This is a genomic window from Pseudomonas koreensis, assembly GCF_012986595.1.
GTDB classification, from domain to species: domain Bacteria; phylum Pseudomonadota; class Gammaproteobacteria; order Pseudomonadales; family Pseudomonadaceae; genus Aquipseudomonas; species Aquipseudomonas koreensis.
This window is the reverse complement of record NZ_JAAQYM010000001.1, coordinates 695,910-722,693: the sequence shown is the minus strand read 5'-3', so window position 1 is coordinate 722,693 and position 26,784 is coordinate 695,910. Positions and strand designations below refer to the sequence as shown.

Genomic DNA, 26,784 nt, shown 5'->3' with positions numbered 1-26,784 from the left:
ATGGCCAGCCTGCGCGTAGACGTCATTACGCTGTTCCCCGAGATGTTCTCGGCCATCAGTGAGTACGGCATTACCAGTCGTGCGGTCAAACAGGGGCTGTTGCAGCTGACCTGTTGGAATCCGCGGGATTACACGACGGATCGGCATCACACTGTGGACGATCGCCCGTTTGGCGGTGGTCCGGGCATGGTGATGAAGATCAAGCCCCTGGAAGATGCTCTGGTTCAGGCCAAGGCAGCAGCCGGGGAGGCGGCGAAGGTGATTTACCTGTCCCCCCAAGGCCGTCAACTAACTCAGTCGGCGGTACGCGAGTTGGCAAAATCGGATGCATTGATCCTGATTGCCGGCCGCTATGAAGGCATTGACGAGCGCTTTATTGAGGCTCATGTCGATGAAGAGTGGTCGATTGGTGACTATGTACTGTCTGGCGGCGAGCTGCCGGCCATGGTCATGATCGATGCGGTTACACGACTGCTGCCTGGAGCTTTAGGGCATGCGGATTCCGCTGAGGAAGATTCCTTTACGGATGGTCTGCTGGATTGCCCGCACTACACCCGACCTGAGGTGTATGCGGATCAGCGTGTTCCCGACGTGTTGCTAAGTGGCAATCACGCGCATATCCGGCGTTGGCGTTTACAGCAGTCCCTTGGTAGGACCTATGAACGACGCGCCGATCTTCTGGAAAGCCGCTCGCTTTCTGGAGAAGAGAAGAAGCTGCTCGAGGAATACATCCGCGAGCGGGACGATAGTTAACAACGTATCGATGGTAGATCAGTTGATTTACCTTAGGAGCACAGCATGACCAACAAAATCATCCTTGCACTCGAAGCAGAGCAGATGACCAAAGAAATCCCTACCTTTGCCCCAGGCGACACCATTGTCGTTCAGGTGAAAGTGAAGGAAGGCGATCGTTCCCGTCTGCAAGCGTTCGAAGGCGTTGTAATCGCCAAGCGTAACCGCGGCGTGAACAGTGCGTTCACCGTTCGTAAAATCTCCAACGGTGTTGGCGTAGAACGTACTTTCCAGACCTACTCCCCGCAGATCGACAGCATGGCTGTTAAACGTCGCGGTGACGTACGTAAAGCCAAGCTGTACTACCTGCGCGACCTGTCGGGTAAAGCAGCTCGCATCAAGGAAAAACTGGCTTAAGTCCAGCTTCCGATGCAGAAAAAAGCAGCCTACGGGCTGCTTTTTTGTTGCCCGCAATAAACTGTCCTCACTATGTAGGAGCTGCCGAAGGCTGCGATCTTTTGATCTTGCTTGTGTTTCGGGAGCCAGAAATCAGAGCCATTCTTCATGACCACCCGCGACCAGGAAATCGAACGCCGCACCGAACTCTCGGTGACCCGCGTGACCAAAGCCGTCTTCCCGCCGACCACCAACCACCACAACACCTTGTTCGGCGGCACCGCACTGGCGTGGATGGACGAAGTGTCGTTCATCACCGCCACGCGCTTCTGTCGCCTGCCGTTGGTGACCGTCTCTACTGACCGCATCGACTTCAATCACGCGATCCCGGCCGGCTCCATCGTCGAGCTGGTTGGCAGGGTGATCAAGGTCGGCAACACCAGCCTCAAGGTCGAGGTGGAAGTGTTCGTCGAGAGCATGAGCTGTGATGGGCGCGAGAAGGCGATCCACGGGCAGTTCAGTTTTGTGTCGATCGATGATGACAAGCGACCGGTGCCGGTGCTGCCGGGGTTTGCCGCCTGATCTGAAACCGGGTCGCGTCGTTCGCGAGCAGGCTCGCTCCCACAGAGTTCGTGTCGACCACAAAAATTGTGTCAGGCACAGAACCTGTGGGAGCGAGCCTGCTCGCGAACGGTGCCAGATCAAACGCCGCTGATCTCAGGTTGAATCAACGCCAACAACGTCCACCCGGCCCCCGGTTTCACCGTGGTCTCCGGCGTCACCACATGCACCCAGCCGCTGTCATCGCGCATGAACAGCAACGTCGCGCGATTGCCATGCAAGGCGCGGTAATCCTCCCAACCGAAGCCGTCGGTCAGCGTCGTGCTGTACAACTCGGCACCTTGGCCCATCTGGCTCGCCAGTTTCGCGTAGGTGAGTGCCTCGCTGCCCAGTTGATTGCCACGGTGCTCGAGGCTCGCGCGATGCTTGTCGCTGCGACGGCTTTCATGTCCGCTGGCCAGGCCAAACAAGCGTTGATGACCGAAGTCGTGGCGAAAGCGCATGGCCGCCAACGTATTGAGTTCGCCCGACGGCGACAGCGCCAGCAGATGCCCCAGCCCGACCAGGTCCAGATGCGCATCGGCGTGCTGCGAGGCCGGATTGCCAAAATACGTTGGCAAGCCTTCCATGCGCGCGGCGCGGATGTTCTCCCAGCTCGAATCGGTCAACAGCACCCGGCTGCCCAGTTGCTGCAGTGACTTGCCCAGCTCCCGCGCCGGACCGTTGGCGCCGACGATCAGGAAACCACTCGGCGCCGGCTCGGCCACGTTGAGCAAGCGAGCCAGTGGCCGAGCGGTGGCGCTTTGCAGGACCACGGTGCCGATGATCACTGCGAATGTCAGTGGCACCAGCAGCAGCGCGCCTTCATGCCCGGCTTCATCCAGGCGAATCGCGAAAATCGCCGACACCGCCGCCGCCACGATGCCGCGCGGGGCAATCCAGCACAGCAAGGCGCGCTCACGCCAGCTCAGGCTGGAGCCGGCGGTGCTCAGCAGCACGTTCAGCGGGCGGGCGATCAGTTGGATCACCAGCAGCAGAATCAGCACCAGAGGGCCGAGGCCGATCAGCGCATTCAGGTCCAGGCGCGCCGCCAGCAGAATGAACAGCCCGGAAATCAGCAGCACGCTGAGGTTTTCCTTGAAGTGCAGAATGTGCCGCACATCCACGCCCTTCATGTTTGCCAGCCACATGCCCATCAGCGTCACGGCCAGCAGGCCGGACTCGTGCATCACCTCATTGGAGGCAATGAAAATCCCCAGCACCGCCGCCAGCGAGGCGAGGTTGTGCAGGTACTCCGGCAGCCACTGCCGGCGGATGACCGTGCCCAGCACAAAGCCCCCGACGATGCCGAACACGCTGCCGCAGAGAATCACGCCACCGAAGGTCAGCAGACTCTGCTTGAGCCCATGGCCTTCGCCGCTGGCGATGATGAAGCTGTAGATCACCACCGCGAGCAGCGCACCGATCGGGTCGATGACAATGCCTTCCCAGCGCAGGATGTTGGCAATCGAGGCTTTCGGCCGCACCACCCGCAGCATTGGCACGATCACCGTCGGGCCGGTCACCAGCGTCAGGCTGCCGAAGAGGATCGCGAGCAGCCAGTCGAAGCCGAGCAAGAAGTGCGTAGCAACGGCGATCACCACCCAGGTGACCAGGGCACCGAGGGTCACCAGGCGATGCACGACACTGCCGATCTCGCGCCACTCGGACAGGTGCAGGGTCAGGCTGCCCTCAAACAGGATCAACGCCACTGCCAGCGAGACCAGTGGCATCAGCAGCGGGCCGAACATTTCCTGCGGATCGAGCCAGCCCAGCACCGGACCGGCAAGAATCCCGGTCAGCAGCAGAAACAGGATCGCCGGCAGCTTCAAGCGCCACGCCAGCCATTGGCAACCCAGCGCCGCGGCGCCAATCCCGCCAAATGCCAAGAGAATTTGCTGCTCGTTCATTGATGCTCCCTGTTCCTTGAAATTGCGGGCTATGAAAGACTAGCGGCCATTCCGACAGTTCACTCTACATTTGCGCGCAGTCCCTGAGGCTGCGTGTCTTGAGCGCCCATGCCTGCCATCGACCATCCGCTGATTGATCAATTCCTCGACGCCCTGTGGCTGGAAAAAGGCCTGTCCGACAACACCCGTGGTGCCTACCGCAGCGACCTGGCGCTGTTCAACGGCTGGCTGCAGGAGAAAAACCTGGAGCTGATCAATGCCGGTCGCGAGTTGATCCTCGATCATCTGGCCTGGCGTCTGGAACAGAACTACAAGCCACGCTCCACGGCCCGGTTTCTCTCCGGCGTGCGTGGCTTTTATCGCTATCTGCTGCGGGAAAAGTTGATCACGGTGGACCCGACGTTGCGCGTCGACATGCCGCAACTCGGCCGACCGCTGCCCAAATCCCTGTCGGAAGCTGACGTCGAAGCGCTGCTCAAGGCGCCGGATCTGAGCGAAGCCATCGGCCAGCGTGATCGCGCCATGCTTGAAGTGCTGTATGCCTGCGGTCTGCGCGTGACCGAACTGGTGAGCCTGACCCTGGAGCAGGTCAACCTGCGTCAGGGCGTGCTGCGGGTGATGGGCAAGGGCAGCAAGGAACGGCTGGTGCCGATGGGCGAGGAGGCGATTGTCTGGATCGAGCGCTATATGCGCGATGGCCGCAGCGAGCTGCTTGGCGGGCGCCCCAGCGATGTGCTGTTCCCCAGCCAGCGCGGCGAGCAGATGACGCGCCAGACGTTCTGGCACCGAATCAAGCATTGGGCCAAGGTCGCCGGGATCGGCAAAACGCTGTCGCCACACACCTTGCGTCATGCGTTTGCCACGCACCTGCTCAACCACGGCGCGGATCTGCGGGTGGTGCAGATGCTGCTCGGCCACAGTGATCTGTCGACCACGCAGATCTACACCCATGTGGCGCGGGCGCGACTGCAGGACCTGCACGCCAAACATCATCCGCGCGGTTGATGAAAACCGCGCTTTTTGTGGCGAGGGAGCTTGCTCCCGCTGCGGCGCGAAGCGCGCCCAAAATTTGTCAGTCGCATCGGCTTGGCAGTCTTTGCGACTGCTGCGCAGCCGAGCGGGAGCAAGCTCCCTCGCCACGTGGTAATTCTGGTCACGTTGCAATGAATGTGTGGCGACAGGCGCATTCGGCCCTGCGAGCCTTATGTGTTAGGCTTTGCCGGTTTGCACGATGGACGGTTATGACCCGGTGTTCCGGCACGGGCGTTCTGACCGTTTCATTTGTCCGCCTTCAGGAGTTCTCATGCGTCTGACCCAGATTTTCGCCGCCGCAGCCATTGCGTTGGTCAGCACCTTTGCCGTCGCCGATGACGCGGCCGACAAAGCGATTCGTCAAAGCCTGGAAAAACTCGAACTCGAGGTTCCGGTAGAAAGCATCAGCGCCAGCCCGTTGCCGGGCATGTATGAAGTCAAGCTCAAGGGCAGCCGCGTGCTGTACGCCAGCGCCGACGGCCAGTACATCGTTCAGGGCTATCTGTTCCAGCTCAAGGACGGCAAACCGGTCAACCTGACCGAGAAGACCGAACGCCTGGGCATCTCCAAACTGATCAACGCCATCCCGGTGGCCGAAACCGTGGTGTATCCGGCCGTGGGCGAGACCAAATCGCACATCACCGTGTTCACCGACACCACCTGCCCGTACTGCCACAAGCTGCACGCTGAAGTGCCCGAGCTGAACAAGCGCGGCATCGAAGTGCGTTATGTGGCGTTCCCGCGTCAGGGCCTGGGTTCGCCGGGTGACGAGCAACTGCAAGCCGTGTGGTGCTCGAACGACAAGAAAGCCGCCATGGACAAAATGGTCGATGGCAAGGAAATCAAGGCCGCCAAGTGCGCGAACCCGGTTTCCAAGCAGTTCGCCCTCGGTCAGTCGATCGGCGTGAATGGCACACCGGCCATCGTTTTGGCCGACGGACAGGTCATTCCGGGCTACCAGCCGGCGCCACAAGTCGCCAAACTGGCACTGGGCGCCAAGTAATTCGCATCGTCGCGGTCAGCCGTGACGATCATGGTCCGGCGGTAACATTGCCGGGCCATTAATAGAGAGCCGCGAGCACGCGGTTGTTTTCCGGCCGACCTTGCGTCGGCCGTTTCATGGGGAGTTCACAGTGAATCCGGTCAAAGTAGGCATCTGTGGGTTAGGGACCGTCGGTGGCGGTACCTTCAACGTACTTCAGCGCAACGCCGAGGAAATTGCTCGTCGTGCCGGGCGTGGAATCGAAGTGGCACAAATTGCCATGCGCACGCCAAAGCCTCAGTTCCAGACGACCGGTATTGCGATTACCAACGATGTCTTCGAAGTGGCCACGAACCCTGAGATCGACATCGTCATAGAGCTGATGGGCGGCTACACCGTTGCCCGCGAGCTGGTACTCAAGGCCATCGAGAATGGCAAGCATGTGGTCACCGCGAACAAGGCACTGATCGCCGTTCACGGTAATGAGATTTTCGCCAAGGCACGCGAGAAAGGCGTGATCGTGGCGTTCGAAGCGGCGGTGGCCGGTGGCATTCCGGTGATCAAGGCGATCCGTGAAGGCCTGTCCGCCAACCGCATCAACTGGGTCGCCGGGATCATCAACGGTACCGGCAACTTCATCCTCACCGAAATGCGCGAGAAGGGTCGCACCTTCGAAGACGTGCTGGCCGAAGCGCAAGCGCTGGGCTACGCCGAAGCCGATCCGACCTTCGACGTCGAAGGCATCGACGCGGCGCACAAGCTGACGATTCTGGCGTCGATCGCGTTCGGCATTCCGCTGCAATTCGACAAGGCTTACACCGAAGGCATCACCAAGCTGACCACCGCTGACGTCAACTACGCCGAAGCGCTGGGCTATCGCATCAAGCACCTCGGCGTGGCCCGCAGCACCGCTGCCGGCATCGAGCTGCGCGTCCACCCGACGCTGATCCCGGCCGATCGTCTGATCGCCAACGTCAACGGCGTGATGAACGCGGTGATGGTCAACGGTGACGCTGCCGGTTCGACGCTGTTCTACGGCGCTGGTGCCGGCATGGAGCCGACCGCGTCGTCGGTGATCGCTGACCTCGTCGACGTGGTTCGCGCGATGACCTCCGACCCGGAAAACCGCGTACCGCACCTGGCCTTCCAGCCGGATTCGCTGTCGGCCCATCCGATCCTGCCGATCGAAGCCTGCGAAAGCGCCTACTACCTGCGCATTCAGGCCAAGGACCATCCGGGCGTACTGGCCCAGGTGGCGAGCATCCTCTCGGAGCGCGGCATCAACATCGAGTCGATCATGCAGAAGGAAGTCGAAGAACACGACGGTCTGGTGCCGATGATCCTGCTGACCCACCGCGTGGTCGAGCAGCGCATCAACGATGCGATCACCGCCCTCGAAGCGCTGGCCGGCGTCAACGGTCCGGTTGTACGGATCCGTGTCGAACACTTGAATTAACACCAGCAGCAAGTTTCAAGCTTCAAGCTGCAAGTAAAAGCACAGCCGCTTTTCACTTGTAGCTTGTAGCTCAAAGCTTGTAGCTCAAACCGAAGGTTTGCCCCTATGCGTTACATCAGTACCCGCGGCCAGGCACCGGCCCTGAATTTCGAAGACGTCCTGCTGGCCGGTCTCGCCACCGACGGCGGTCTGTACGTCCCGGAAAACCTGCCACGTTTCACTCAGGAAGAAATCGCTTCCTGGGCCGGCCTGCCGTATCACGAGCTGGCTTTCCGCGTCATGCGCCCGTTTGTCACCGGCAGCATTCCTGACGCCGATTTCAAAAAGATTCTCGAAGAAACCTACGGCGTGTTCTCGCACAGCGCGGTTGCGCCGCTGCGTCAGTTGAACGGCAACGAATGGGTGCTGGAGCTGTTCCACGGCCCGACCCTGGCGTTCAAGGACTTCGCCCTGCAACTGCTCGGTCGTCTGCTCGACTACGTGCTGGAAAAGCGCGGCGAGCGCGTGGTGATCGTCGGCGCCACCTCCGGTGATACCGGTTCGGCTGCCATCGAAGGCTGCAAGCATTGCGAAAACGTCGACATTTTCATCCTGCACCCGCACAACCGCGTGTCCGAAGTGCAGCGTCGGCAGATGACCACCATTTTCGGTGAGAACATCCACAACATCGCCATCGAAGGCAACTTCGACGACTGCCAGGAAATGGTCAAGAACAGCTTCGCTGACCAAAGCTTCCTCAAGGGCACGCGTCTGGTGGCGGTGAACTCGATCAACTGGGCGCGGATCATGGCCCAGATCGTTTACTACTTTCACGCCGCCCTGCAGCTGGGCGGCCCGGCGCGTTCGGTGGCGTTCTCGGTACCGACCGGCAACTTCGGCGACATCTTCGCCGGTTACCTGGCGCGCAACATGGGCCTGCCGATCAACCAGTTGATCGTCGCCACCAACCGCAACGACATCCTGCACCGCTTCATGAGCGGCAATCAGTACGTCAAGGAAACCCTGCACGCCACGCTGTCGCCGTCGATGGACATCATGGTCTCGTCGAACTTCGAACGCCTGCTGTTCGACCTGCATGGTCGCAATGGTGCGGCGATTGCCGGGCTGATGGATTCGTTCAAGCAGGGCGGTGGTTTCAGCGTCGAGCAAGAGCGCTGGACCGAAGCACGCAAGTTGTTCGACTCACTGGCCGTGGACGATGCGCAAACCTGCGAAACCATTGCCGATGTCTACGCGCAGTGCGGTGAAGTGCTGGATCCGCACACGGCCATCGGCGTGCGTGCTGCCCGCGAATGCCGTCGTAGCCTGGACATCCCGATGGTGATCCTGGGCACCGCGCATCCGGTTAAATTCCCGGACGCTGTGGAGAAAGCGGGTGTAGGAAAAGCTCTCGAACTGCCTGCACATCTTTCTGATTTGTTTGAGCGAAACGAGCGCTGCACCGTTCTGCCAAACGAGCTGAAAGCCGTGCAGGCCTTTGTCAGCCAGCATGGCAACCGCGGCAAGCCGCTGTAAGCCGAAAAAGCTGTCACATTTTGAAGCCCGTCTCCTGACGGGCTTTTTTGTTTCTGCTGCCACACTGCTCGGGTTTTCGCCCATGAAGGACGGGTGAGTCGATCACGAAGGAAGTGGCAATGCTGTTTGAACGAGCAATTAAACCAGCCCTGGGCTGGCTTCTGTTGTTGTGCCTGAGTGGCATGGTCCGCGGGGGCATGGCGGCACAAATGGTGCTGAACGAACAGGTGCAGGCACAGAAGATCGAAAGGATTGAGTTGGACGAGCGCGAGCGGCGCTGGATACGTGAAAACCCTCGCGTGACGGTCGCTTCGGTGCAATACCCCCTGTATCTGTTTCAGGACGAGTACGGGCACTGGATTGGCTTGAACAGCGATGTGCTCAAGCGCATCAGTGCCATGACCGGTTTGCAGTTTGTGCACGAGGAATCGTTTTCCACCGATCAGATGCTGGAGCGCCTGCAAAGCGGCGCGGCGGATCTGAGTACGACGCTGGCCATGAATGACCAGCGCAAAACGTTCCTCGATTTCAGTCACGCGTTCGGCGGCGCCGGCTGGGTGTTCGTCGGGCACAGGGATCAGCCGGCGATCCAGTCGCTGGAACAACTGGTCAAGCGAGTGTTGGTACTGCCCGCGAGGCACGCGCTGGAGGAAGTGATTCGCCGCGAATACCCGTCAATCGAGATTCTGTCGGTCAAGACGTATGCCGAAGCGCGGGCGCTGGTCGAGAGCGGTGAGGCCTACGCCACCATCGAAAATGAAATCGGTGCGCAGCTGTTTCCTTCCGGCCTGCTCAAGGTCGGCGCTTTGGTCGAAGGGCGCTGGGAAGCCGATCACCTGGCGGTGCGCAAGGGCATGCCTGAACTGGTGAGTATCCTCAACAAGGCCTTGGGTGCCTTTCCCGCCGCAGAGCTGCGCGCCATCCGCCTGAAATGGCTGAGCGGGGTCGCTCCGCCGGCGCCGCGTTCGCCGTGGGACGAGATCGTCAATTGGTGCTTTTGGGGGATGGGTGGGCTCGGCGGCTTCGGGCTGCTGTCACTGCTCTGGAATCGGCGGCTGACGGCGGTCATCCGGCAACGCTGCGAAGCCGAAAAGCTCTTGGGCGACCAGTTGGCCTTCCAGCACGCGTTGATCGATGCGATGCCGGATCCGGTCTTCGTACGCGATCTGCAAGGACGCCTGGTGATGTGCAATCGAAGCTACGAAGAGGCGCTCTCGATCCGCTTCGAGCAGACGCAGGGCCGGCTGCTGTTCGAAGTCGATACGCTGCCCGAAGCCACGGCGCGGATGCTGCACGACGAGTTCATGGTGCAGATGCATACGCGCAAGGCGCGCTTCAGCCAACGCCAGTTGGCATTCAAGAGTGGCCCCAAGTCGATCTATCAGTGGACCGTGCCGTTTTACAGCGCCGATGGAGAGTTGCGCGGCCTGCTCGGGGGCTGGATCGACATCAGTCAGCGCCGCGCGCAAAGCGGTTGCCAATGTCCGCCGTGAAGAAGGGAAATATCCTATGCGATGCGGCGCCTTTTCCGATGGGAGGCTGAGGACGGCTCCCCTAGAGTGAACGGCCAATGCGGCGAAAGTCCGCCACCGCCGTTTCCGAGGTCGCCGATGCGCTCGTTAAAAGTCCTGATACTTGAACCCAATCCGTTCCAACTGATGGCCTTGCATCAGATGCTCAATGCCATCGGCATCTACAACGTACTGACCGCGCCGACACTGGCCTCGGCGCTGGTTTCCCTGGGCCATCGTGGTGCCGTGGACATCGCGATCTGCGATCCGCAGCTCAAGGGCGGTGACGGCCTGGCACTGATCCGCCACCTGGTGGCACAGCGCCAGGCACGCGGGCTGATTCTGCTGGGTCCGGTGGCGGCAGGCTTGCTGGCCGATCTCGAGCGCTCGCTGCAGGGGCATGAGCCGATATTGCTGGGGCGCCTGCATACGCCGGTGTCGGCCGTCCTGATGAGAGGCCTGCTGGATGCGTATCTGGCGTCCAGGGACGTGCCGGTCATCGCATGAGCCGGGTGGATATTTTTCTGTCATCTTCAGCGTGCATGCTCTGACAGACCGGTAACTGTTCAGGGAGCAGTCCGGTATTCAGAACTTTCTTCTCGGGCCGGTGGTCATTTATTGTGGACACGCCCCAGGCACAATGTTTTCGGACTATTGAGTGGAGATCGAGATGGAAAGTATCAGTCTATTGCTCGGTGAGGCTCTGAGCCCGTATGAGGTGACGTTGACCCCTTGTGGCGCCCATGGCGAATGCCTGGTGACGCTCAAGAACAGCAACGGCGCCCTCGTGGTGGAGCGCGAATTCAATCAGGCGCAGTTGACCGACAAGCGTCTGCTGACCGATGTGGTCGATGGTTTGCACCGCGACGTCCTGATCGCCGAAGGGCGACTGGAACCCTGTGTCATCGCGGCCTTGCGCAATGCGGCGCTGGACAAGCGCGCGGCCCTGTGAAGATGAAATATTTTTTGTGGGAACCTTCCTGCATCCCTGTCAGTCAGACCCCATAACAGCAGTATCAAGCATTGTGCTCCGGTGCTTGTCGCTTGCTGCTACGGGTCTTTATGTAGACCACGTTTAACCCCGAGTCGTCTCCCCACTTCTCGGGGTTTCTTTTTGCCCGCAGGTTTTACGGCGCGGTCTGTTGCTCGAAAAATGTCCGGGCCTGTTCGAGATAATCGCTGCGCATGCCCGGGTCCAGCCAGTCCGCGTAGAGCTCGTCCAGACGCTGGTGGGGCAGGGTGCGCAGCAGTTGGTTGATCTCGATGATGGCCTGCCGACCCTCGGCGGTGTCAGAGCAGCCGATGTATCCCGACAGATATTTTCCCGTGCCCTGAATCGGGTAGAACACCAGCTCATCTTCGGCAATTTGTGCTTGTTGAGCCTGGTAACGGATCTCCGGCCAGTAGCCCAGCACGACTTGAAGACGGCCCAGACGCTGCATCGACAAGAGGTTGCTGAGCGCTTCGTTGCCGTAGTGGGGGGTGAGTGCACCGTCGGGCGCCTGTTTCAGCAGACTGTCGACAAACTCACCGTAACTGCGCTGGGCCACGATCCCGACCTTTTGTTCGGCGTTCGCCAAAAAAGCCCCCAGATCGACTTCGCCGTTCACCACGTAGGGCTCCAGCACTTCACGATCTTTCTGACGCACGACCAGGCCGTTACTGACAGCGCGAAACGCCGGGATGGAGAACGCGATCCATTGCGCCCGTTCTTTGCTCCAGATCAGCGACGGATCACAGGTGAACGAGGCGTCTTGCATCATTTGCATGCCACGGGCGCGATTGACCCGCATCAGCGTGTGTTCGTATTGCGGCATGCCGGCAATCAGCAGCGGCAGCATCTGATCAATCACCCCCTGACCTTTTTTCGGGCCTTCGAAAATGGTCAGGGGCGGCAGATCGCGCAATAACCAGGTCAGCGTCGGTTTCGCCTCGGCCAGGGCCGACAGGGCCAGCAGAAACAACAGGCCGAACAGCCGCCACGTCCACCAGTGGTGGGCGCGGTTGGCGACCGGTGTCTGCCGATGTTTCAGCTTAAATGGCTCCGTCGGCGCGCAAGCGGGCGATCTGCTGTTCGTCATAGCCAAGATCGTGGAGTACCTGCGCGTTGTGTTCACCGAGCTGTGGTCCGACCCATTCGGACGTACCCGGTGTCTCTGAGAGTTTCGGCACGATGCCCGGCATCTTGAAAGGCTTGCCGTCCGGCAGTTTGGCCTGCAGGAACATTTCCCGAGCCAGGTACTGCGGATCGCTGAACATGTCCTCGGCGCTGAAGATGCGGCTGGCCGGTACTTCCGCTTGATTAAGCAGGTCGAGCACGCTTTGCAGCGGCAGCGAATTGACCCAGCGGTCGATCACCCCATACAACTCGTCACGGCGCGTATCGCGCCCGTCGTTGCTCGCCAGCGTCGGGTCGTTGGCCAGGTCTTCACGGCCGATGATCAACATGAAGCGCTTGAAAATCGCGTCGCCATTAGCCCCGATCTGCACGTGCTTGCCGTCGGCACTGGTGTGAATCGATGACGGCGTGATGCCCGGCATGATGTTGCCGGTGCGCTCGCGGATGAAACCGAACACGTCGAACTCCGGGACCATGCTTTCCATCATGGCGAAAATCGCTTCGTACAGTGCGACATCGACCACTTGGCCGAGCCCGCCATTGACCTCGCGATGACGCAGCGCCATCAGCGCACCGATCACGCCCCACAGCGCGGCGATCGAATCGCCGATGGAAATCCCGGTGCGCACCGGTGGCCGGTCTTCGAACCCGGTGATGTAGCGCAAGCCACCCATGGATTCGCCGACCGCGCCGAAGCCTGGTTGATCTTTCATCGGTCCGGTCTGGCCAAAACCCGAGAGACGCACCATCACCAGTTTCGGGTTCAGCGCATGCAGGGTCTCCCAGCTCAGCCCGAGTTTTTCCAGGACACCGGGGCGAAAGTTCTCGATCAGGATGTCGGCTTCGCTCAGCAGTTTTTTCAGGATCGCCAGACCCTCGGGGTGCTTGAGGTTGAGCGTCAGCGATTTTTTATTGCGCGCCTGGACGAACCACCATAGCGAGGTGCCTTCGTACAACTTGCGCCATTTGCGCAATGGATCGCCGCCGTCGGGCGATTCGATCTTGATCACTTCGGCGCCGAACTCGCCGCAAATGCGTGAGGCAAACGGCCCGGCAATCAACGTACCCAATTCAATGACTTTCACGCCGCTGAGCGGTTTGTTGGCGAACGACATACTGAATCCTGTAGGACAAGGTTGTGCGGATACAGCGTTTTAACATAGCCGGCTGTCAGGCGCCCGAAGTTGATCGCCATCAATTCGATGATTGCCTACCGCATCGGTTAGACTTGCCGACTTTCCTCGTATCAAGAAGCCCGTTCATGGCCCAGCCGTCCACTACCTATAAATTCGAACTGAACCTCACCGATCTCGACCGCAGCGTCTACGAGAGCGTCAAGCAGACCATCGCCCGTCACCCTTCGGAGACCGAAGAGCGTATGACCGTGCGCCTGCTGGCCTACGCGCTCTGGTACAACGAGCAGTTGTCGTTTGGCCGTGGTCTGTCGGACGTGGATGAACCTGCGCTGTGGGAAAAGAGCCTGGATGACCGTGTCCTGCACTGGATCGAAGTCGGCCAGCCGGACGTTGATCGCCTGACCTGGTGCTCGCGTCGCACCGAACGCACCAGCCTGCTCGCTTACGGCAGCCTGCGCGTCTGGGAAACCAAGGTGATCCCGGCGATCAAGAACCTGAAAAACGTCAACATCGCCGCCGTCCCACAAGAAGTGCTGGAGACCCTGGCCAAGGACATGCCTCGCGTCATCAAGTGGGACGTGATGATCAGCGAAGGCACGATCTTCGTCACCGACGACCGTGGTCAGCACGAAGTCCAGTTGCAATGGCTGCAAGGCGAGCGCGGCTGATCCCGCGTTACGACTGATTAATCCCACGTATTCAAGAGAAGTTTCCGTTACCCCATGCGTATTGATCCTCGACCGTTGCCTGCCACTCTGCCGTTTCTCGGCGACCTGCCACCGCTGCTGACCCGCTTGTACGCGGCGCGGGGCGTGCAGTCCGAGGCGGAGCTGGATAAAAGCCTGGCGCGGTTGATTCCGTTCCAGCAGCTCAAGGGCATCGAGGCAGCGGTGGATCTGCTGGTGACGGCGCTGGAGCAGCGCCAGCGGATTCTGATCGTCGGCGACTTCGACGCCGATGGCGCCACGGCCAGTACGGTCGGCGTGCTCGGTTTGCGTCTGCTGGGCGCGGCGCACGTCGATTATCTGGTGCCAAACCGCTTCGAATACGGCTACGGCCTGACCCCGGAAATCGTCGAAGTGGCCCTGACCCGCGAGCCGCAGTTGTTGATCACCGTCGACAACGGCATCTCCAGCGTTGAAGGCGTGGCCGCTGCCAAGCGCGCAGGGTTGAAAGTATTGATCACTGACCACCACTTGCCCGGCGATGAGCTGCCGCTGGCCGATGCGCTGGTCAACCCGAACCAGCCGGGCTGCGAGTTTCCGAGCAAGGCACTGGCCGGGGTGGGGGTGATTTTCTACGTGTTGATGGCCTTGCGCGCGCGCCTGCGTAGCCTCGGCTGGTACGAGAGCAAACCGCAACCGAACATCGGCGAACTGCTCGATCTGGTGGCGCTGGGCAGCGTCGCCGACGTAGTGCCACTGGACGCCAACAACCGGATCCTGGTGCATCAGGGCCTCGAGCGGATTCGCGCCGGGCGTGCACGGCCGGGGATCAAGGCGATTCTCGAAGTGGCCAAGCGTGATGCGGCGCGTATCACCTCGACGGACTTGGGTTTCATCGTCGGCCCGCGCCTGAACGCGGCGGGGCGCCTTGACGACATGAGCCTCGGGATCGAATGCCTGCTCACCGCCGATGCCAATCTGGCGCGGGAAATGGCCGCACAACTGGACGGCATGAACCAGGATCGCAAATCCATCGAGCAGGGCATGCAGCGCGAGGCACTGGCCCAGCTCAAGGACTTGCCGGTGGAATCGATGCCGTTCGGCCTGTGCCTGTTCGATCCCGAGTGGCACCAGGGCGTCATCGGCATTCTCGCGTCGCGGATGAAAGAGCGTTATTTCCGTCCGACCATTGCCTTCGCCGATGCCGGTGACGGTCTGCTCAAGGGCTCTGGGCGCTCGGTGCAGGGCTTCCATATTCGTGATGCCCTGAGCGTGGTGGCCGCGCAGCATCCGAACCTGATCGCCAAATACGGTGGTCACGCCATGGCGGCCGGCCTGACTTTGCCGCAAGAGAATTTTCCGCTGTTCGCCGAGGCCTTCGACGCCGAAGTGCGTCGGCAACTTCGCGAAGAAGACCTCACCGGGCGGATGCTGTCGGATGGCACCTTGGCGGTCGAAGAATTCCACCTCGAACTGGCCCGCGCCCTGCGCCATGCCGGACCTTGGGGCCAACACTTCCCGGAACCGCTGTTCCACGGCGTGTTCCAGTTGGTCGAACAGCGGGTGGTGGGCGAGCGGCACCTCAAAGTGGTGCTGAAAAGCGAGTGTGGTTCGGTGAAGCTCGACGGGATCGCCTTCGGCATCGACCGTGATATCTGGCCGAATCCGACCATTCAGTGGGTTGAACTGGCCTACAAACTCGACGTCAACGAGTTCCGTGGTAACGAGACGGTGCAACTGCTGATTGCCCACATCGAACCGCGTTGACGCCATTCGCGAGCAGGCTCGCTCCCACAGGGATATGCATTCCAAAATGTGGGAGCGAGCCTGCTCGCGAAAGCACCCTTTCACACACTGAATCACTCTGAACCCTCCCTCATCCCCGGTTGTCGACTAGGCTCTAAGCACTGCTTGATTGGCCTTGTGACGTCTTGTCGATTTTTTTGCCCGCGGGGGCGGGTGCTGCACCTTTTCCTGTCACTCGTCGACTTTTCAAACAGAACCCTGGAGCCTGCCCACTGATTTGAGAGGTGCCCCATGAGTCTGCTGCTCGAACCCTTTACCCTTCGCCAACTGACCCTGCCCAACCGCATCGCCGTGTCGCCGATGTGCCAGTACTCCAGCGTCGACGGCCTGGCCAACGACTGGCACCTGGTGCACTTGGGCAGCCGCGCCGTGGGCGGTGCCGGACTGATTTTTACTGAGGCCACGGCGGTCACGGCCGACGGGCGAATCACCGCCGAAGACCTCGGTTTGTGGAACGACGAACAGATCGAACCGCTGCAACGCATCACCCGGTTCATCACTGCCCAGGGCGCTGTCGCCGGTATTCAACTGGCTCACGCCGGGCGCAAGGCCAGCACCCATCGGCCATGGATCGGCAAACATGGCAGCGTCAAACCTGACGATGGCGGCTGGACCCCGGTCGGGCCGTCGCCGATTGCTTTCGACCCGCAGCACACGCAACCCAGACAGCTCGATGAAGCGCAGATCGGTGAAGTCATTCAAGCCTTCGTCGCCGCGGCCAAGCGCGCGCTGACAGCAGGTTTTAGTGTGGTCGAAGTGCATGCCGCCCACGGCTATCTGCTGCATCAGTTCCTGTCACCGTTGAGCAATCAGCGCCGCGATCAATACGGTGGTTCGTTCGAAAACCGTATTCGGCTGGTGCTGCAAGTCACCGAGGCCGTGCGTGAAGTGTGGCCGCAAGAGTTGCCGGTGTTCGTCCGGGTGTCGGCCACCGACTGGGTTGAAGACGGCTGGAATCCGGATGAGACCGTGGAGCTGGCGCGCCGCCTCAAGTCCTTGGGGGTGGATCTGATCGACGTTTCCTCCGGTGGCACCGCCGCCAACGCCGAAATTCCCGTGGGGCCGGGTTATCAGACGCGCTTCGCCGAACGGGTGCGCAAGGACTCAGGCATCGCCACCGGCACCGTCGGCATGATTACCGAGCCGGCGCAGGCCGAGCATATTCTGCGCACCTGCCAGGCCGACATCATCTTCCTCGCCCGCGAGCTGCTGCGCGATCCGTACTGGCCGTTGCACGCTGACGATGATCTCGGCGGGCGCCAGGCAGTGTGGCCGGCGCAGTATCAGCGCGCGACGCATCGTGACCAGCCGATTCACGAATCCGACCTGCGCGATTGATTCCAAAGCAGAGTAACGTCTATAAAACCCGCCATTGAACCGGCGGGTTTTTTCTTGCCTGCCATTTGCCAAGGACGTCGAGCATGTTGATTGAACGTGAACTGACCGAACACGATTTGCCGTTGCTGGCGCAGATCGACCGCAGCGAGCTGGTGGAAGAGTGCTATCGCCTGGAGAACGGCGTGCTGGCGCTTTTTCCGGCGCGTTTCGACATGCGCGGATGGCCTGAAGGCGAAGCCGAAGAGAATGCGCTGGCGCTGGAGCAGTGCTTGCGGCGAGGTGGCTGGTTGTATGGGGTGTTCGATGGGCAGGCGCTGGTCGCGGCGGTGGTTGTGGATAACCGGGTTATTCACAACCAGGTGCTGAACATGCGGCAGTTGAAGTTTCTGCACATCAGCCGTGATTACCGGGGGCAGGGGCTGGGGACGAAGCTGTTTGCGCTGGCCGCTGAACAGGGGCGGCGGTTCGGTGCCGAGGCGTTATATGTTTCAGCCACCGAGTCGCGCAATACCGTGGAGTTCTATCAGCACCAGGGTTGCCGGTTGGTTGATCAACCGGATCCTGAGCTGTTTGATGAAGAACCCTGCGACATCCATCTGTACTGTCCTCTTGGCTGACAACATTCCCCGTAGGAGCTGCCGAAGGCTGCGATCTTTTGACTTTGACGGAGCATGAACAAGATCAAAAGATCGCTGCCTTCGGCAGCTCCTACGGGGATTCGTTTTGCTCAAAAATCCAACGTAGGAGCCTGCTCGCGATGAGGCCCATGCAGGCACCTCTCGTCATCAAGGATACTTGCGCTTGTCCGGTGCCGGCGGGAAGTACTGGTACAGCCAGGTCTCGCTCAGCGTGCGGTCATTGGTGCGGATGAACAACCGCAGCTCCACCGGATCGACGCTGTCGTTGGTCGGGTACCAGTCGAACAGGATCCGGTAACCCTTGATGTCGTCCAGCACCAGCACGCTGAAGTCCTGCACCTTGCCGTTGGAGCAAGTGACCACCGGTTCGATGCCGGTGCCCTGCGGCAGGCGATCCAGGCCGCCACCGGTGAAGTCCACGGCAAATCGACGGGCCCAGACCGGTGGGTAATGCTCGCCCGGTGCCCAGCCTTCGACGAATCCACCCATGCCCGAACGGGTCGCATGCACCCGCGCCAGCGGCGTGCCGACCGGCGGCAGGGCGCTCCAGTAGAGCTTGTAGCCATAGTTCAGCGAGTCGCCGGCAGCCACCGGTTTTTTCGGGGTCCAGAAGGCGACGATGTTGTCGAGGGTTTCGCCGGTGGTCGGGATTTCCAGCAGATCAATCGAGCCCTCGCCCCACGCGGTGGTCGGTTCGACCCACAGGCTCGGGCGCTTGCTGTACCAGTCGACGGTGTCCTGATAGTTGGCGAACTCATGGTCGGTCTGCACCAGACCAAAGCCCTTCGGATCGGTGTCGGCGAACGCGTTGAACTGCAGGGTCGCCGGGTTGTTCAGCGGGCGGCAGATCCACTCGCCGTTGCCACGCCACATCGCCAGGCGATCAGAGTCGTGGATCTGCGGGTGAATGGTGTCGCACATGCGGCGTTCGTGGGTGCCGCAACTGAACATGCTGGTCATCGGCGCGATGCCCAGTTGTTCGATGGCGGTACGCGCGTTGATATGGGCGTCGATCTCCATCACCACGCGCTCGGCCTGGCAATCGATGTCGAAGCGGTACGCACCGGTGGCGCTCGGTGAGTCGAGCAGGGCGTAGACCACAAAACGGGTGGCGTTCTGATCCGGGGTCTCGAACCAGAATTTGGTGAAGTCAGGAAATTCTTCGCGTTTCTTCGCGTAGGTGTCGACGGCCAGGCCTCGTGCCGAGAGGCCATATTGGCCAGTGGCGTCCACCGCGCGGAAATAGCTGGCGCCGAGGAACGACACCACGTCGTGGCGATCCAGCTCTGGGGCCTTGAACAGTTTGAAGCCGGCAAAACCCAGGTCGCCCTTGAGCTGCTGGGTGTCGACCGAGGTGTTCTCGTAGTTGAACAGTGTCGGACGGAAATGCACTTCGCGGGCAGTGCGGGTCTTGGGATCGACACTGTACATGCGCACCGGCTGACGGAAGCCCATGCCGACGTGGAAGAACTGCACGTCCAGCTGACCCTTGTTCTCTTTCCACAACGAATGATCGCCGTCGTAGCGGATCGCGTTGAAGTTCTGCGGGGTCATGGTCGCCAGGGTCGGCGGCAGCACCTGTTTGGTGTCCTGGTAGGCCGAACCGGCCAATTGCTTGGCCTGACGCTTCAGCGTTTCGAAATCGAAAGCCTGGGCTTCACCATCAGCGGCGCCACCATTGGCTGCCCAGGCACGGGCGGCCAGCAGGCCGGAAGCCGAGAGACCGGTGTAAGCCGCAATGGCCATCGACGCTTTGAGCAAATTCCTGCGGTGCATAAATACAACCTGTCGTGAGCAATCCCGCGCCGTTCCTGGCACGTGCTGGATCAGAAATTACGGTTCGGACAAGCCTTCGGCCAAACGCAACGGACTATAAACAGATGCCGGCTAGCTTAAACGGTTCGCTCGCGGAGCAAAATTCGTTGATAGCACAGTGACAGAGTGTCAATGAAACAAGACATGTCGGTTAAATTTCTGACGGCACTTTCTGATTTATAGGGCATATCTGCTTTTCTCGACTAATTACTCTAAAAACCGCTTTTCAGCGCCGATTAAATTTCTATTCTATGGGCATGGCCGGCACAACCGGCAGGGCACAGGCGCTGCTGTAAGGGGCAGGGCGATGTGGTGATCAAGCAGTTCTTTGACGTATTAGAGAAGGACATCGTCCATGGCAAAAGTACAAGACATCACCGAAATGCTCGGCATCTTCCCCTGCCTGAGCAGCGCACGCAGAAGGCGTAGATTGAGCTCTGAGGAATTGAAACTGGTGGAGCGCTATCGCGAGTTGTCGGAGAGCGACCGGATTGCGATGAGGTATCTGGTGGATGCGATGAGGAGTGTTTCGCGGTTTTAACCCTGGGGTAGGTGCCTTGATAGCCATTTGGCATTTACGGTGTGCAAATCAATCAACTTGCGGAGTAAACCTGTGGCGAGGGAGCTTGCTCCCGCTGGACTGCGCAGCAGTCCCCTGCTTTTGCAGAAGGGCCGCTTCGCGACCCAGCGGGACGGTGCGACGATTCGACAAGCTCCCTCGCCACAGGATTTTTGTTGAATGGACTTGTTAGCGACAAGTACCCAATACTGGATACGGCCGCTGTCCATTCTGGATCGCTTCGAAGCTGTTAGAGGTAAAGCCGATATCAAATGGCGTACTTATGAATTGATGGCAGTGCTTCGAGGAAACCCCGGAATCAAATCTCGATTCCGGGGTGATTCTTCTTAGCGACTCACCTTCCACGCATCCCCAGCCGGCGCCTTCCCATGGTCATACGGCTTGCCAATCCACATATAAACCAACCCCAATCCAATCACGATCGCCGTGCTCAACACCATCGCATAGTTCACGTACCACGCCGCATCCGGCGTACGTGGCCAGGCCATGTTGATGATTGCGCCGACGCCATACACCAGCGCGCCGATGTTCACCGGCCAGCCCCACGCGCCGAGGGTGAATTTGCCGCTCGGTTTCCAGCCTTTGCTGCGGGCGTACAGCGCAGCCAGGACGATCATCTGGAACGCGAGGTAGATGCCGATGGCCGCGAAACTGACGATGGTCGCTACGGCGTCTTGCAGGAAGAAGCCGAGGGCGATGATCAGGGCGGGCAGGACGCCGGACACGAACAGCGCGGCAACCGGGACTTGGGTTGTAGGAGAAATCTTTTTCAGCAGGCGGCTGCCGATGACCATTTCATCGCGAGCGTAGGAGTACAGCAGACGACTCGCTGCGGCTTGTAGGCTGATGACGCAGGAAATGAAGGAAATCATTACCACGCCCATCACCACTTTCGAGCCGATCGGGCCGAAGGCGTTGTTGAGGATGGTGGTGACAGGGTCTTTGTCGGTGCCGTTGATCACCGCTTGCATGTCCGGCACGGCGAGGATCAGCGCCAGGCAGGCGAACATCGCCGCGATACCGCCGATGTAGATGGTCATGCGCATGGCCACCGGGATTTTCGCGCTCGGGTTCGGGGTTTCTTCGGCAACGTCGCCGCAGGCCTCGAAGCCGTAGTAGAGGAACATCCCCGCCAGCGAGGCGGTGAGGAACGCCGGTAGGTATGAGCCGTCGACGCTGATGTCGAAGGTGTTGAACAACACGCTCAGCGGCTGGTGACGTTCGAAGATCAGCAGGTAAACGCCGACGATCACCGCGCCGACCAGTTCGCAGAGGAAGCCGAACATGGCAATCCGGGCCAGCACTTTGGTGCCGCTCAGATTGACCAGGGTGGCGAACAGCGTCAGCACCAGGGCGATAACGATGTTGGTGTTGTTGCTCGGCTCAAAACCGAGCATCGCCGCCAGATACGGTCCAGCACCGACGGCGACTGCAGCAATGGTGACGCACAGGGCGATGGAGTAGATCCAGCCGACCATCCACGCCCATTTCTTGCCTACCAGGCGCCGCGCCCACGGATACACCCCGCCGGAAATCGGGAACTGCGAAACCACTTCGCCGAAGATCAGGCACACCAGCAATTGGCCGCAACCGACCAGCAAATAGGCCCAGAACATCGGTGGCCCGCCAGCGGCGAGGCACAAGCCGAACAGGGTATAAACCCCTACGACCGGTGACAGATAAGTGAAGCCCAGGGCGAAGTTTTCCCACAGGCTCATGCTGCGGTTGAAGTTGGAGGTGTAGCCCAGTTTGCGCAGTTGTTCGGCATCGCTGTCGGCAACGGCTGTGGCGATATCGGGTGAGGAACTCATGTGTGTTTTACTCCGTGAAATCGGCAGATTTCGGATGGCCGAGGCCGTGGCGGGGCTTTGTGGGCGCCGCCCGGTTCGGTAGTTGTTGTTTTGGTTTTGGTGAAGCCTGGTGGTGAATCGCCGACATCATCCGTGTGTCGCGGAAAAGATCGCAGCCTGCGGCAGCTCCTACAGGGTAACGGCGTCCATCATGTAGGAGCTGCCGCAGGCTGCGATCTTTTCGCTGTTAATGCTTGAACATCACATGCCGAACGGTGGTGTAGTCCTCCAGCCCATACATGGACATGTCCTTGCCGTAACCGGACAATTTCTGACCGCCATGGGGCATTTCACTGACGAGCATGAAGTGCGTGTTCACCCACGTGCAGCCGTACTGCAAACGCGCCGACAGGCGATGTGCGCGTCCTACATCGGCGGTCCACACCGAGGACGCCAGGCCGTAGTCCGAATCGTTGGCCCACTCCAGCGCCTGCGCTTCATCGGTGAACTTGGTCACCGAAACCACCGGCCCAAACACTTCGCGGCGGACGATCTCGTCATCCTGCTGCGCATCGGCCAGCACCGTCGGTTCGAAGAAGAAACCGGCGCCTTCAACAGCCTTGCCACCGGTGATCAAACGGATGTGCGGCTGAGCCACGGCACGCTCGACAAACCCGGCAACACGGTCGCGATGTTGCGCAGTGATCAACGGCCCCAGCTCAGTCGACGGATCATCCTGCAAACCGTATTTGATGCTGCTGACCGCCGCGCCAAGCTTCTCGACAAACTTGTCGTAAATGCCTTGCTGCGCATAAATCCGGCACGCGGCGGTGCAATCCTGCCCGGCGTTGTAGAAACCAAAGGTGCGAATGCCTTCCACCGCGGCATCGATGTCGGCGTCATCGAAGATGATCACCGGGGCTTTGCCGCCCAGTTCCATGTGCATGCGTTTGACGCTGTCGGCGGTGCTGGAAATGATGTTCGAACCGGTGGCGATCGAGCCGGTCAGCGAAACCATGCGCACTTTCGGGTGTGTAACCAACGGACTGCCGACGGTAGGACCACGGCCGAATACCAGATTGAGTACACCGGCCGGGAAGATTTCCGACGCCAGTTCGGCCAGACGCAACGCGGTCAGCGGGGTTTGTTCCGACGGCTTGAGCACCACCGTATTCCCGGCGGCGAGCGCTGGGGCGATTTTCCAGGCGACCATCATCAGCGGGTAGTTCCACGGCGCGATGGAGGCGATCACCCCGACCGGGTCACGGCGAATCATCGAGGTGTGGCCGGGCAGGTATTCGCCACCGGCCGAGCCGCTCATGCAACGGCTGGCGCCGGCGAAGAAGCGGAATACGTCGGCGATTGCCGGGATTTCGTCATTCAGCGCGGCGCTGTAGGGTTTGCCGCAGTTGGCCGATTCGAGCTGCGCCAGTTCCTCGCCGTGGGCTTCGATGGCGTCGGCGAGTTTGAGCAGCAGCAGCGAACGGTCTTTCGGCGTGGTTTGCGACCACTCGGCAAAAGCGTTGTCGGCGGCACGCACGGCGGCATCGACCTGGGCTTCAGTGGCTTCGTTGATCTCCACCAGCACTTCGCCGCGCGAAGGGTTGAGCACCGGTTGCGCCGGGCCTTCGCCGTTGACCAGATGGCCGTTGATCAAGAGTTTGGTTTGCATGGTTTTGTCCTCACTAACACTTTTATTGTTCTGTCGAAACCGAACTCTGGGTAGGAGCTGCCGCAGGCTTCGATCTTTTGATCTTGATCTTCAAAGCAACCTCAAAAGATCGCAGCCTTCGGCAGCTCCTACAGGAATCCGGTTTCTTCGGTTATTCAGTTATTTGCCGCCACTGCCCGCCACGCTCTCACCACCCCGGGTCAGGTAATACGCGCCGAGAATCGGCAGCATGGTCACCATCATCACCAGCATGGCGACGACGTTGGTCACCGGCACATCCCGTGGGCGGCTTAGCTGGTTGAGCAGCCACAACGGCAAGGTGCGCTCATGCCCGGCGGTAAACGTGGTGACGATGATTTCGTCGAACGACAGCGCAAACGCCAGCATGCCGCCGGCCAGTAACGCCGAGCCGAGGTTCGGCAGGATGATGTAGCGGAAGGTCTGCCAGCCGTCGGCGCCGAGGTCCATCGAGGCCTCGATCAAACTGTGCGACGTACGGCGCAGGCGGGCGATGACGTTGTTGTAGACGATCACCACACAGAAGGTCGCGTGGCCGACGATGATGGTGAACATCCCCGGCTCGATCCCCAGCGTCTTGAACGTCGCCAACAGCGCGATGCCGGTGATGATTCCCGGCAACGCGATTGGCAGGATCAGCATCAGCGAAATGCCCTGTTTGCCGAAGAAGTCGCGGCGGTACAACGCGGCCGATGCCAAGGTGCCGAGCACCATCGCAATCAAGGTGGCGATGGCCGCAATCTGCAGTGACAGCTTGATTGCTTCCAGCACGTCCGGCCGGGAAAACGCCACGCTGAACCAGTGCAGCGTGAAGCCCTTCGGCGGAAAGCTGAACGCGGCCTCTTCAGTGTTGAAGGCGTAAAGAAAGATGATCAGGATCGGGAAGTGCAGAAACACCAACCCGCCCCAGGCGGCGATGCGCAGACCCAGTGAAGCGCGCTCAGAGTGCATCGAAGGCCCCCAGTCGTTTAACGATGGACAGGTAGATGGCGATCAACACAATCGGCACCAACGTAAACGCGGCGGCCATCGGCATGTTGCCGATCGCACCTTGCTGCGCATACACCATGCTGCCGACGAAGTAGCCCGGCGGCCCGACCAGTTGCGGCACGATGAAGTCGCCCAGGGTCAGCGAAAAAGTGAAGATCGACCCGGCGGCAATCCCGGGAATCGACAACGGCAGAATCACCTGCATAAAGGTCTGACGCGGCTTCGCGCCAAGGTCGGCAGAGGCTTGCAGCAGTGACGGCGGCAGGCGTTCCAGCGACGCCTGGATCGGCAAAATCATGAACGGCAGCCAGATGTAGACGAACACCATGAACCGCCCCAGGTGCGAGGTCGACAAGGTGCTGCCACCGACGCCGGGAATCCCCAGGATGAACTGCAACACCGGCTCCAGCCCCAGGTGCTGCACAAACCATTGCGCGACACCGCCCTTGGCCAGCAGCAGCGTCCACGCATACGCCTTGACGATGTAACTGGCCCACATTGGCATCATCACCGCGATGTAGAAAAACGCCTTGGTTTTGCCGGTGGTGTAGCGCGCCATGTAGTAGGCAATCGGGAACGCCACAATGGCGCTGGCAATCGACACGACGATGGCCATGCTCAATGTGCGCAGGATGATGTCGAAGTTCGACGGTTGAAAAAGCGCAGCAAAATTCGCCAAAGTCAGGTCAGGCGTGACCGCCATGGTGAAGTCGTCGAAGGTGTAGAAACCCTGCCACAACAGCACCAGCAGCGAGCCCAGATAGATCGCGCCAAACCACAGCAATGGCGGCACCAGCAACATCGACAGATACAGGTTCGGCTTGCGGTAGAGCAGGTTGGAAAACCGGCGCAACGGCGGCGCTTGAGTCATCGCGAGCGTGCTCATTTCACACCCCGCTCGTCACGGTGTCGTGCAACGGAATCATCGCTTCCCGCGCCCAGCGTGCGCTCAGGCGCTGGCCAGTCTGGTGCTGGGCGCTGCTGTCGATCCACTGATTGTTGGCGTGGCTGATGCTCAGGGTCTGGCCGTTTTCCAGGGTCAGTTCATAGCGCGTGGCACTGCCCTGATACTGGATATCGTGGAGCAGACCGCTGACTTCGATCTCGTGGCTGGCGAGCGGACCCTCGGCGAAACGCACGTGCTCCGGGCGGATCGAAAACGGCTGCGGGTGACCGCTGAGCTGGCGCGCCAGATCGCCACGGATCACGTTCGAAGTGCCGACGAATTCGGCGACGAAGGTGGTGCTCGGTTTCATGTACAGGTTGCGCGGGGTGTCGACCTGTTCGATCCGTCCCTTGTTGAACACCGCAACCCGGTCGGACATTGACAGCGCTTCGGTCTGGTCGTGGGTAACGAAGATGAAGGTGATGCCGAGCTGGCGTTGCAGCTTCTTCAGTTCGCTCTGCATTTGTTCGCGCAGTTTCAGGTCGAGGGCGCCCAAAGGTTCATCAAGCAACAGCACGCGCGGACGATTGACCAAGGCGCGGGCGAGGGCCACGCGCTGGCGCTGACCGCCGGACAACTGCACCGGTTTGCGTGCGCCGTAACCGCCAAGGGCGACCATGTCCAAGGCTTCTTCGGCGCGTTTGTGCCGTTCGTTTTTGCTCACGCCTTTGACCTTCAAGCCGTAGGCGACGTTGTCCAGCACGTTCATGTGCGGGAACAGCGCGTAGTCCTGGAACACGGTGTTTACATCGCGTTGATATGGCGGCAGGCCGGCCGCTTCGGCGCCGTGGATGCGGATCGAGCCGGCGCTCGGTTGCTCGAACCCGGCGATCAGGCGCAGGCAGGTGGTTTTGCCCGAGCCGGAAGGGCCGAGCATGGAAAAGAACTCGCCGTCCTGAATATCGATGGAAACCCGGTCAACGGCCTTCACCTCGCCGAACTGCCGGGAAACGTTGGTGAACTGGACTGCAAGCGTCATGGTGCGGTGCTCCAAAAAGGCGACAGCCTTCGCAGCGGCCCTGCCTGGACTTCTGAGAAAACTGAAACGTTTTGCTTGTGTGGCGAGGGAGCTTGCTCCCGCTGGGTGGCGAAGCCGCCCCAAAACCAGCCAATGCGGTCTGTCAGTTGAGTCGCATC

General features: G+C 60.5%; 24 protein-coding genes. 15 read left to right on the top strand and 9 right to left on the bottom strand.

Annotated features, from left to right (window positions below; genetic code table 11):
* From trmD to HBN98_RS03465, 3 genes are all read left to right on the top strand, one after another.
* Nucleotides 1-753: a tRNA (guanosine(37)-N1)-methyltransferase TrmD gene (trmD, locus tag HBN98_RS03475; protein ID WP_003221981.1), complete on the top strand. Its 753-nt coding sequence runs from the start codon at nucleotides 1-3 to the stop codon at nucleotides 751-753.
* A 45-nt stretch (nucleotides 754-798) separates the two neighbouring features.
* Entirely contained in the window at nucleotides 799-1,149 is a 351-nt protein-coding gene (gene rplS / locus HBN98_RS03470; RefSeq protein ID WP_003175895.1) for a 50S ribosomal protein L19, read from the top strand.
* 147 nt (nucleotides 1,150-1,296) lie between these two features.
* Complete coding sequence (locus tag HBN98_RS03465; protein WP_083366919.1) at nucleotides 1,297-1,710, top strand: acyl-CoA thioesterase; 414 nt, start codon at nucleotides 1,297-1,299, stop codon at nucleotides 1,708-1,710.
* A gap of 119 nt (nucleotides 1,711-1,829) precedes the next feature.
* Here HBN98_RS03465 and HBN98_RS03460 read toward each other — a convergent pair whose 3' ends face one another.
* Nucleotides 1,830-3,638: a cation:proton antiporter gene (locus tag HBN98_RS03460; RefSeq protein WP_083366918.1), complete on the bottom strand. Its 1,809-nt coding sequence runs from the start codon at nucleotides 3,636-3,638 to the stop codon at nucleotides 1,830-1,832.
* A 108-nt stretch (nucleotides 3,639-3,746) separates the two neighbouring features.
* On the opposite strand from HBN98_RS03460, the gene xerD reads away from it, so the two are divergent.
* The 7 genes from xerD (at nucleotide 3,747) to HBN98_RS03425 (ending at nucleotide 11,086) form a co-directional block, all read left to right on the top strand.
* Nucleotides 3,747-4,643 (top strand): site-specific tyrosine recombinase XerD, encoded by an 897-nt coding sequence (gene xerD, locus HBN98_RS03455; RefSeq protein ID WP_083366917.1) that lies wholly within the window; start codon nucleotides 3,747-3,749, stop codon nucleotides 4,641-4,643.
* Between the two features lie 298 nt (nucleotides 4,644-4,941).
* Entirely contained in the window at nucleotides 4,942-5,673 is a 732-nt protein-coding gene (dsbC, locus tag HBN98_RS03450; RefSeq protein ID WP_083366916.1) for a bifunctional protein-disulfide isomerase/oxidoreductase DsbC, read from the top strand.
* 130 nt (nucleotides 5,674-5,803) lie between these two features.
* Nucleotides 5,804-7,108: a homoserine dehydrogenase gene (locus HBN98_RS03445; protein WP_064586124.1), complete on the top strand. Its 1,305-nt coding sequence runs from the start codon at nucleotides 5,804-5,806 to the stop codon at nucleotides 7,106-7,108.
* 105 nt (nucleotides 7,109-7,213) lie between these two features.
* A complete protein-coding gene (thrC, locus tag HBN98_RS03440; protein WP_064586125.1) occupies nucleotides 7,214-8,623 on the top strand; it encodes a threonine synthase in 1,410 nt (469 codons plus the stop codon).
* Nucleotides 8,624-8,742: 119 nt separating this feature from the next.
* On the top strand, nucleotides 8,743-10,116 hold the full coding sequence (locus HBN98_RS03435) for a transporter substrate-binding domain-containing protein (protein ID WP_083366915.1): 1,374 nt from the start codon (nucleotides 8,743-8,745) through the stop codon (nucleotides 10,114-10,116).
* A 117-nt stretch (nucleotides 10,117-10,233) separates the two neighbouring features.
* Nucleotides 10,234-10,641, top strand: coding sequence for a response regulator (locus tag HBN98_RS03430; RefSeq protein WP_083366914.1), 408 nt, complete (start codon nucleotides 10,234-10,236; stop codon nucleotides 10,639-10,641).
* A 163-nt stretch (nucleotides 10,642-10,804) separates the two neighbouring features.
* Nucleotides 10,805-11,086: a DUF3509 domain-containing protein gene (locus HBN98_RS03425; protein ID WP_064586128.1), complete on the top strand. Its 282-nt coding sequence runs from the start codon at nucleotides 10,805-10,807 to the stop codon at nucleotides 11,084-11,086.
* 175 nt (nucleotides 11,087-11,261) lie between these two features.
* Here HBN98_RS03425 and HBN98_RS03420 read toward each other — a convergent pair whose 3' ends face one another.
* Complete coding sequence (locus HBN98_RS03420; RefSeq protein WP_082920284.1) at nucleotides 11,262-12,215, bottom strand: TIGR02285 family protein; 954 nt, start codon at nucleotides 12,213-12,215, stop codon at nucleotides 11,262-11,264.
* Entirely contained in the window at nucleotides 12,169-13,368 is a 1,200-nt protein-coding gene (locus HBN98_RS03415) for a CaiB/BaiF CoA transferase family protein (RefSeq protein WP_064586129.1), read from the bottom strand. The genes HBN98_RS03420 and HBN98_RS03415 overlap by 47 nt, the downstream gene beginning before the upstream one ends.
* Before the next feature lie 146 nt (nucleotides 13,369-13,514).
* Between HBN98_RS03415 and HBN98_RS03410 the strand changes: the two genes are divergently transcribed.
* From HBN98_RS03410 to HBN98_RS03395, 4 genes are all read left to right on the top strand, one after another.
* The gene (locus HBN98_RS03410) at nucleotides 13,515-14,057 is read left to right on the top strand and encodes a YaeQ family protein (protein WP_083366913.1); all 543 of its coding nucleotides are present in this window, start codon (nucleotides 13,515-13,517) and stop codon (nucleotides 14,055-14,057) included.
* Nucleotides 14,058-14,111: 54 nt separating this feature from the next.
* The gene (gene recJ, locus HBN98_RS03405) at nucleotides 14,112-15,821 is read left to right on the top strand and encodes a single-stranded-DNA-specific exonuclease RecJ (RefSeq protein WP_083366912.1); all 1,710 of its coding nucleotides are present in this window, start codon (nucleotides 14,112-14,114) and stop codon (nucleotides 15,819-15,821) included.
* Nucleotides 15,822-16,091: 270 nt separating this feature from the next.
* The gene (locus tag HBN98_RS03400; RefSeq protein ID WP_064586131.1) at nucleotides 16,092-17,198 is read left to right on the top strand and encodes an NADH:flavin oxidoreductase/NADH oxidase; all 1,107 of its coding nucleotides are present in this window, start codon (nucleotides 16,092-16,094) and stop codon (nucleotides 17,196-17,198) included.
* A gap of 83 nt (nucleotides 17,199-17,281) precedes the next feature.
* Nucleotides 17,282-17,815, top strand: a complete 534-nt coding sequence (locus HBN98_RS03395) for a GNAT family N-acetyltransferase (RefSeq protein ID WP_083366911.1) — start codon at nucleotides 17,282-17,284, stop codon at nucleotides 17,813-17,815.
* Nucleotides 17,816-17,983: 168 nt separating this feature from the next.
* Here HBN98_RS03395 and HBN98_RS03390 read toward each other — a convergent pair whose 3' ends face one another.
* Entirely contained in the window at nucleotides 17,984-19,612 is a 1,629-nt protein-coding gene (locus HBN98_RS03390) for a glucan biosynthesis protein D (RefSeq protein ID WP_064586132.1), read from the bottom strand.
* Nucleotides 19,613-20,006: 394 nt separating this feature from the next.
* Between HBN98_RS03390 and HBN98_RS03385 the strand changes: the two genes are divergently transcribed.
* Complete coding sequence (locus HBN98_RS03385) at nucleotides 20,007-20,192, top strand: hypothetical protein (RefSeq protein ID WP_064586133.1); 186 nt, start codon at nucleotides 20,007-20,009, stop codon at nucleotides 20,190-20,192.
* Nucleotides 20,193-20,557: 365 nt separating this feature from the next.
* On the opposite strand, the gene HBN98_RS03380 is transcribed toward HBN98_RS03385, so the two are convergent.
* The 5 genes from HBN98_RS03380 to HBN98_RS03360 all read right to left on the bottom strand — a co-directional run bounded on the left by HBN98_RS03380 (nucleotide 20,558) and on the right by HBN98_RS03360 (nucleotide 26,626).
* Nucleotides 20,558-22,042, bottom strand: a complete 1,485-nt coding sequence (locus HBN98_RS03380) for an APC family permease (RefSeq protein WP_083366910.1) — start codon at nucleotides 22,040-22,042, stop codon at nucleotides 20,558-20,560.
* A gap of 226 nt (nucleotides 22,043-22,268) precedes the next feature.
* Nucleotides 22,269-23,693: a gamma-aminobutyraldehyde dehydrogenase gene (locus HBN98_RS03375; RefSeq protein ID WP_083366909.1), complete on the bottom strand. Its 1,425-nt coding sequence runs from the start codon at nucleotides 23,691-23,693 to the stop codon at nucleotides 22,269-22,271.
* A gap of 159 nt (nucleotides 23,694-23,852) precedes the next feature.
* Entirely contained in the window at nucleotides 23,853-24,662 is an 810-nt protein-coding gene (locus HBN98_RS03370; RefSeq protein ID WP_003222021.1) for an ABC transporter permease, read from the bottom strand.
* Nucleotides 24,652-25,587 carry an ABC transporter permease gene (locus HBN98_RS03365; RefSeq protein ID WP_083366908.1) on the bottom strand — a complete coding sequence of 312 codons (936 nt, stop codon included), beginning with the start codon at nucleotides 25,585-25,587 and terminating at the stop codon, nucleotides 24,652-24,654. Before HBN98_RS03365 ends, HBN98_RS03370 begins: the two co-directional genes overlap by 11 nt.
* Before the next feature lies 1 nt (nucleotide 25,588).
* Nucleotides 25,589-26,626 (bottom strand): ABC transporter ATP-binding protein, encoded by a 1,038-nt coding sequence (locus tag HBN98_RS03360; protein WP_083366907.1) that lies wholly within the window; start codon nucleotides 26,624-26,626, stop codon nucleotides 25,589-25,591.
* Nucleotides 26,627-26,784: the final 158 nt, after the last annotated feature.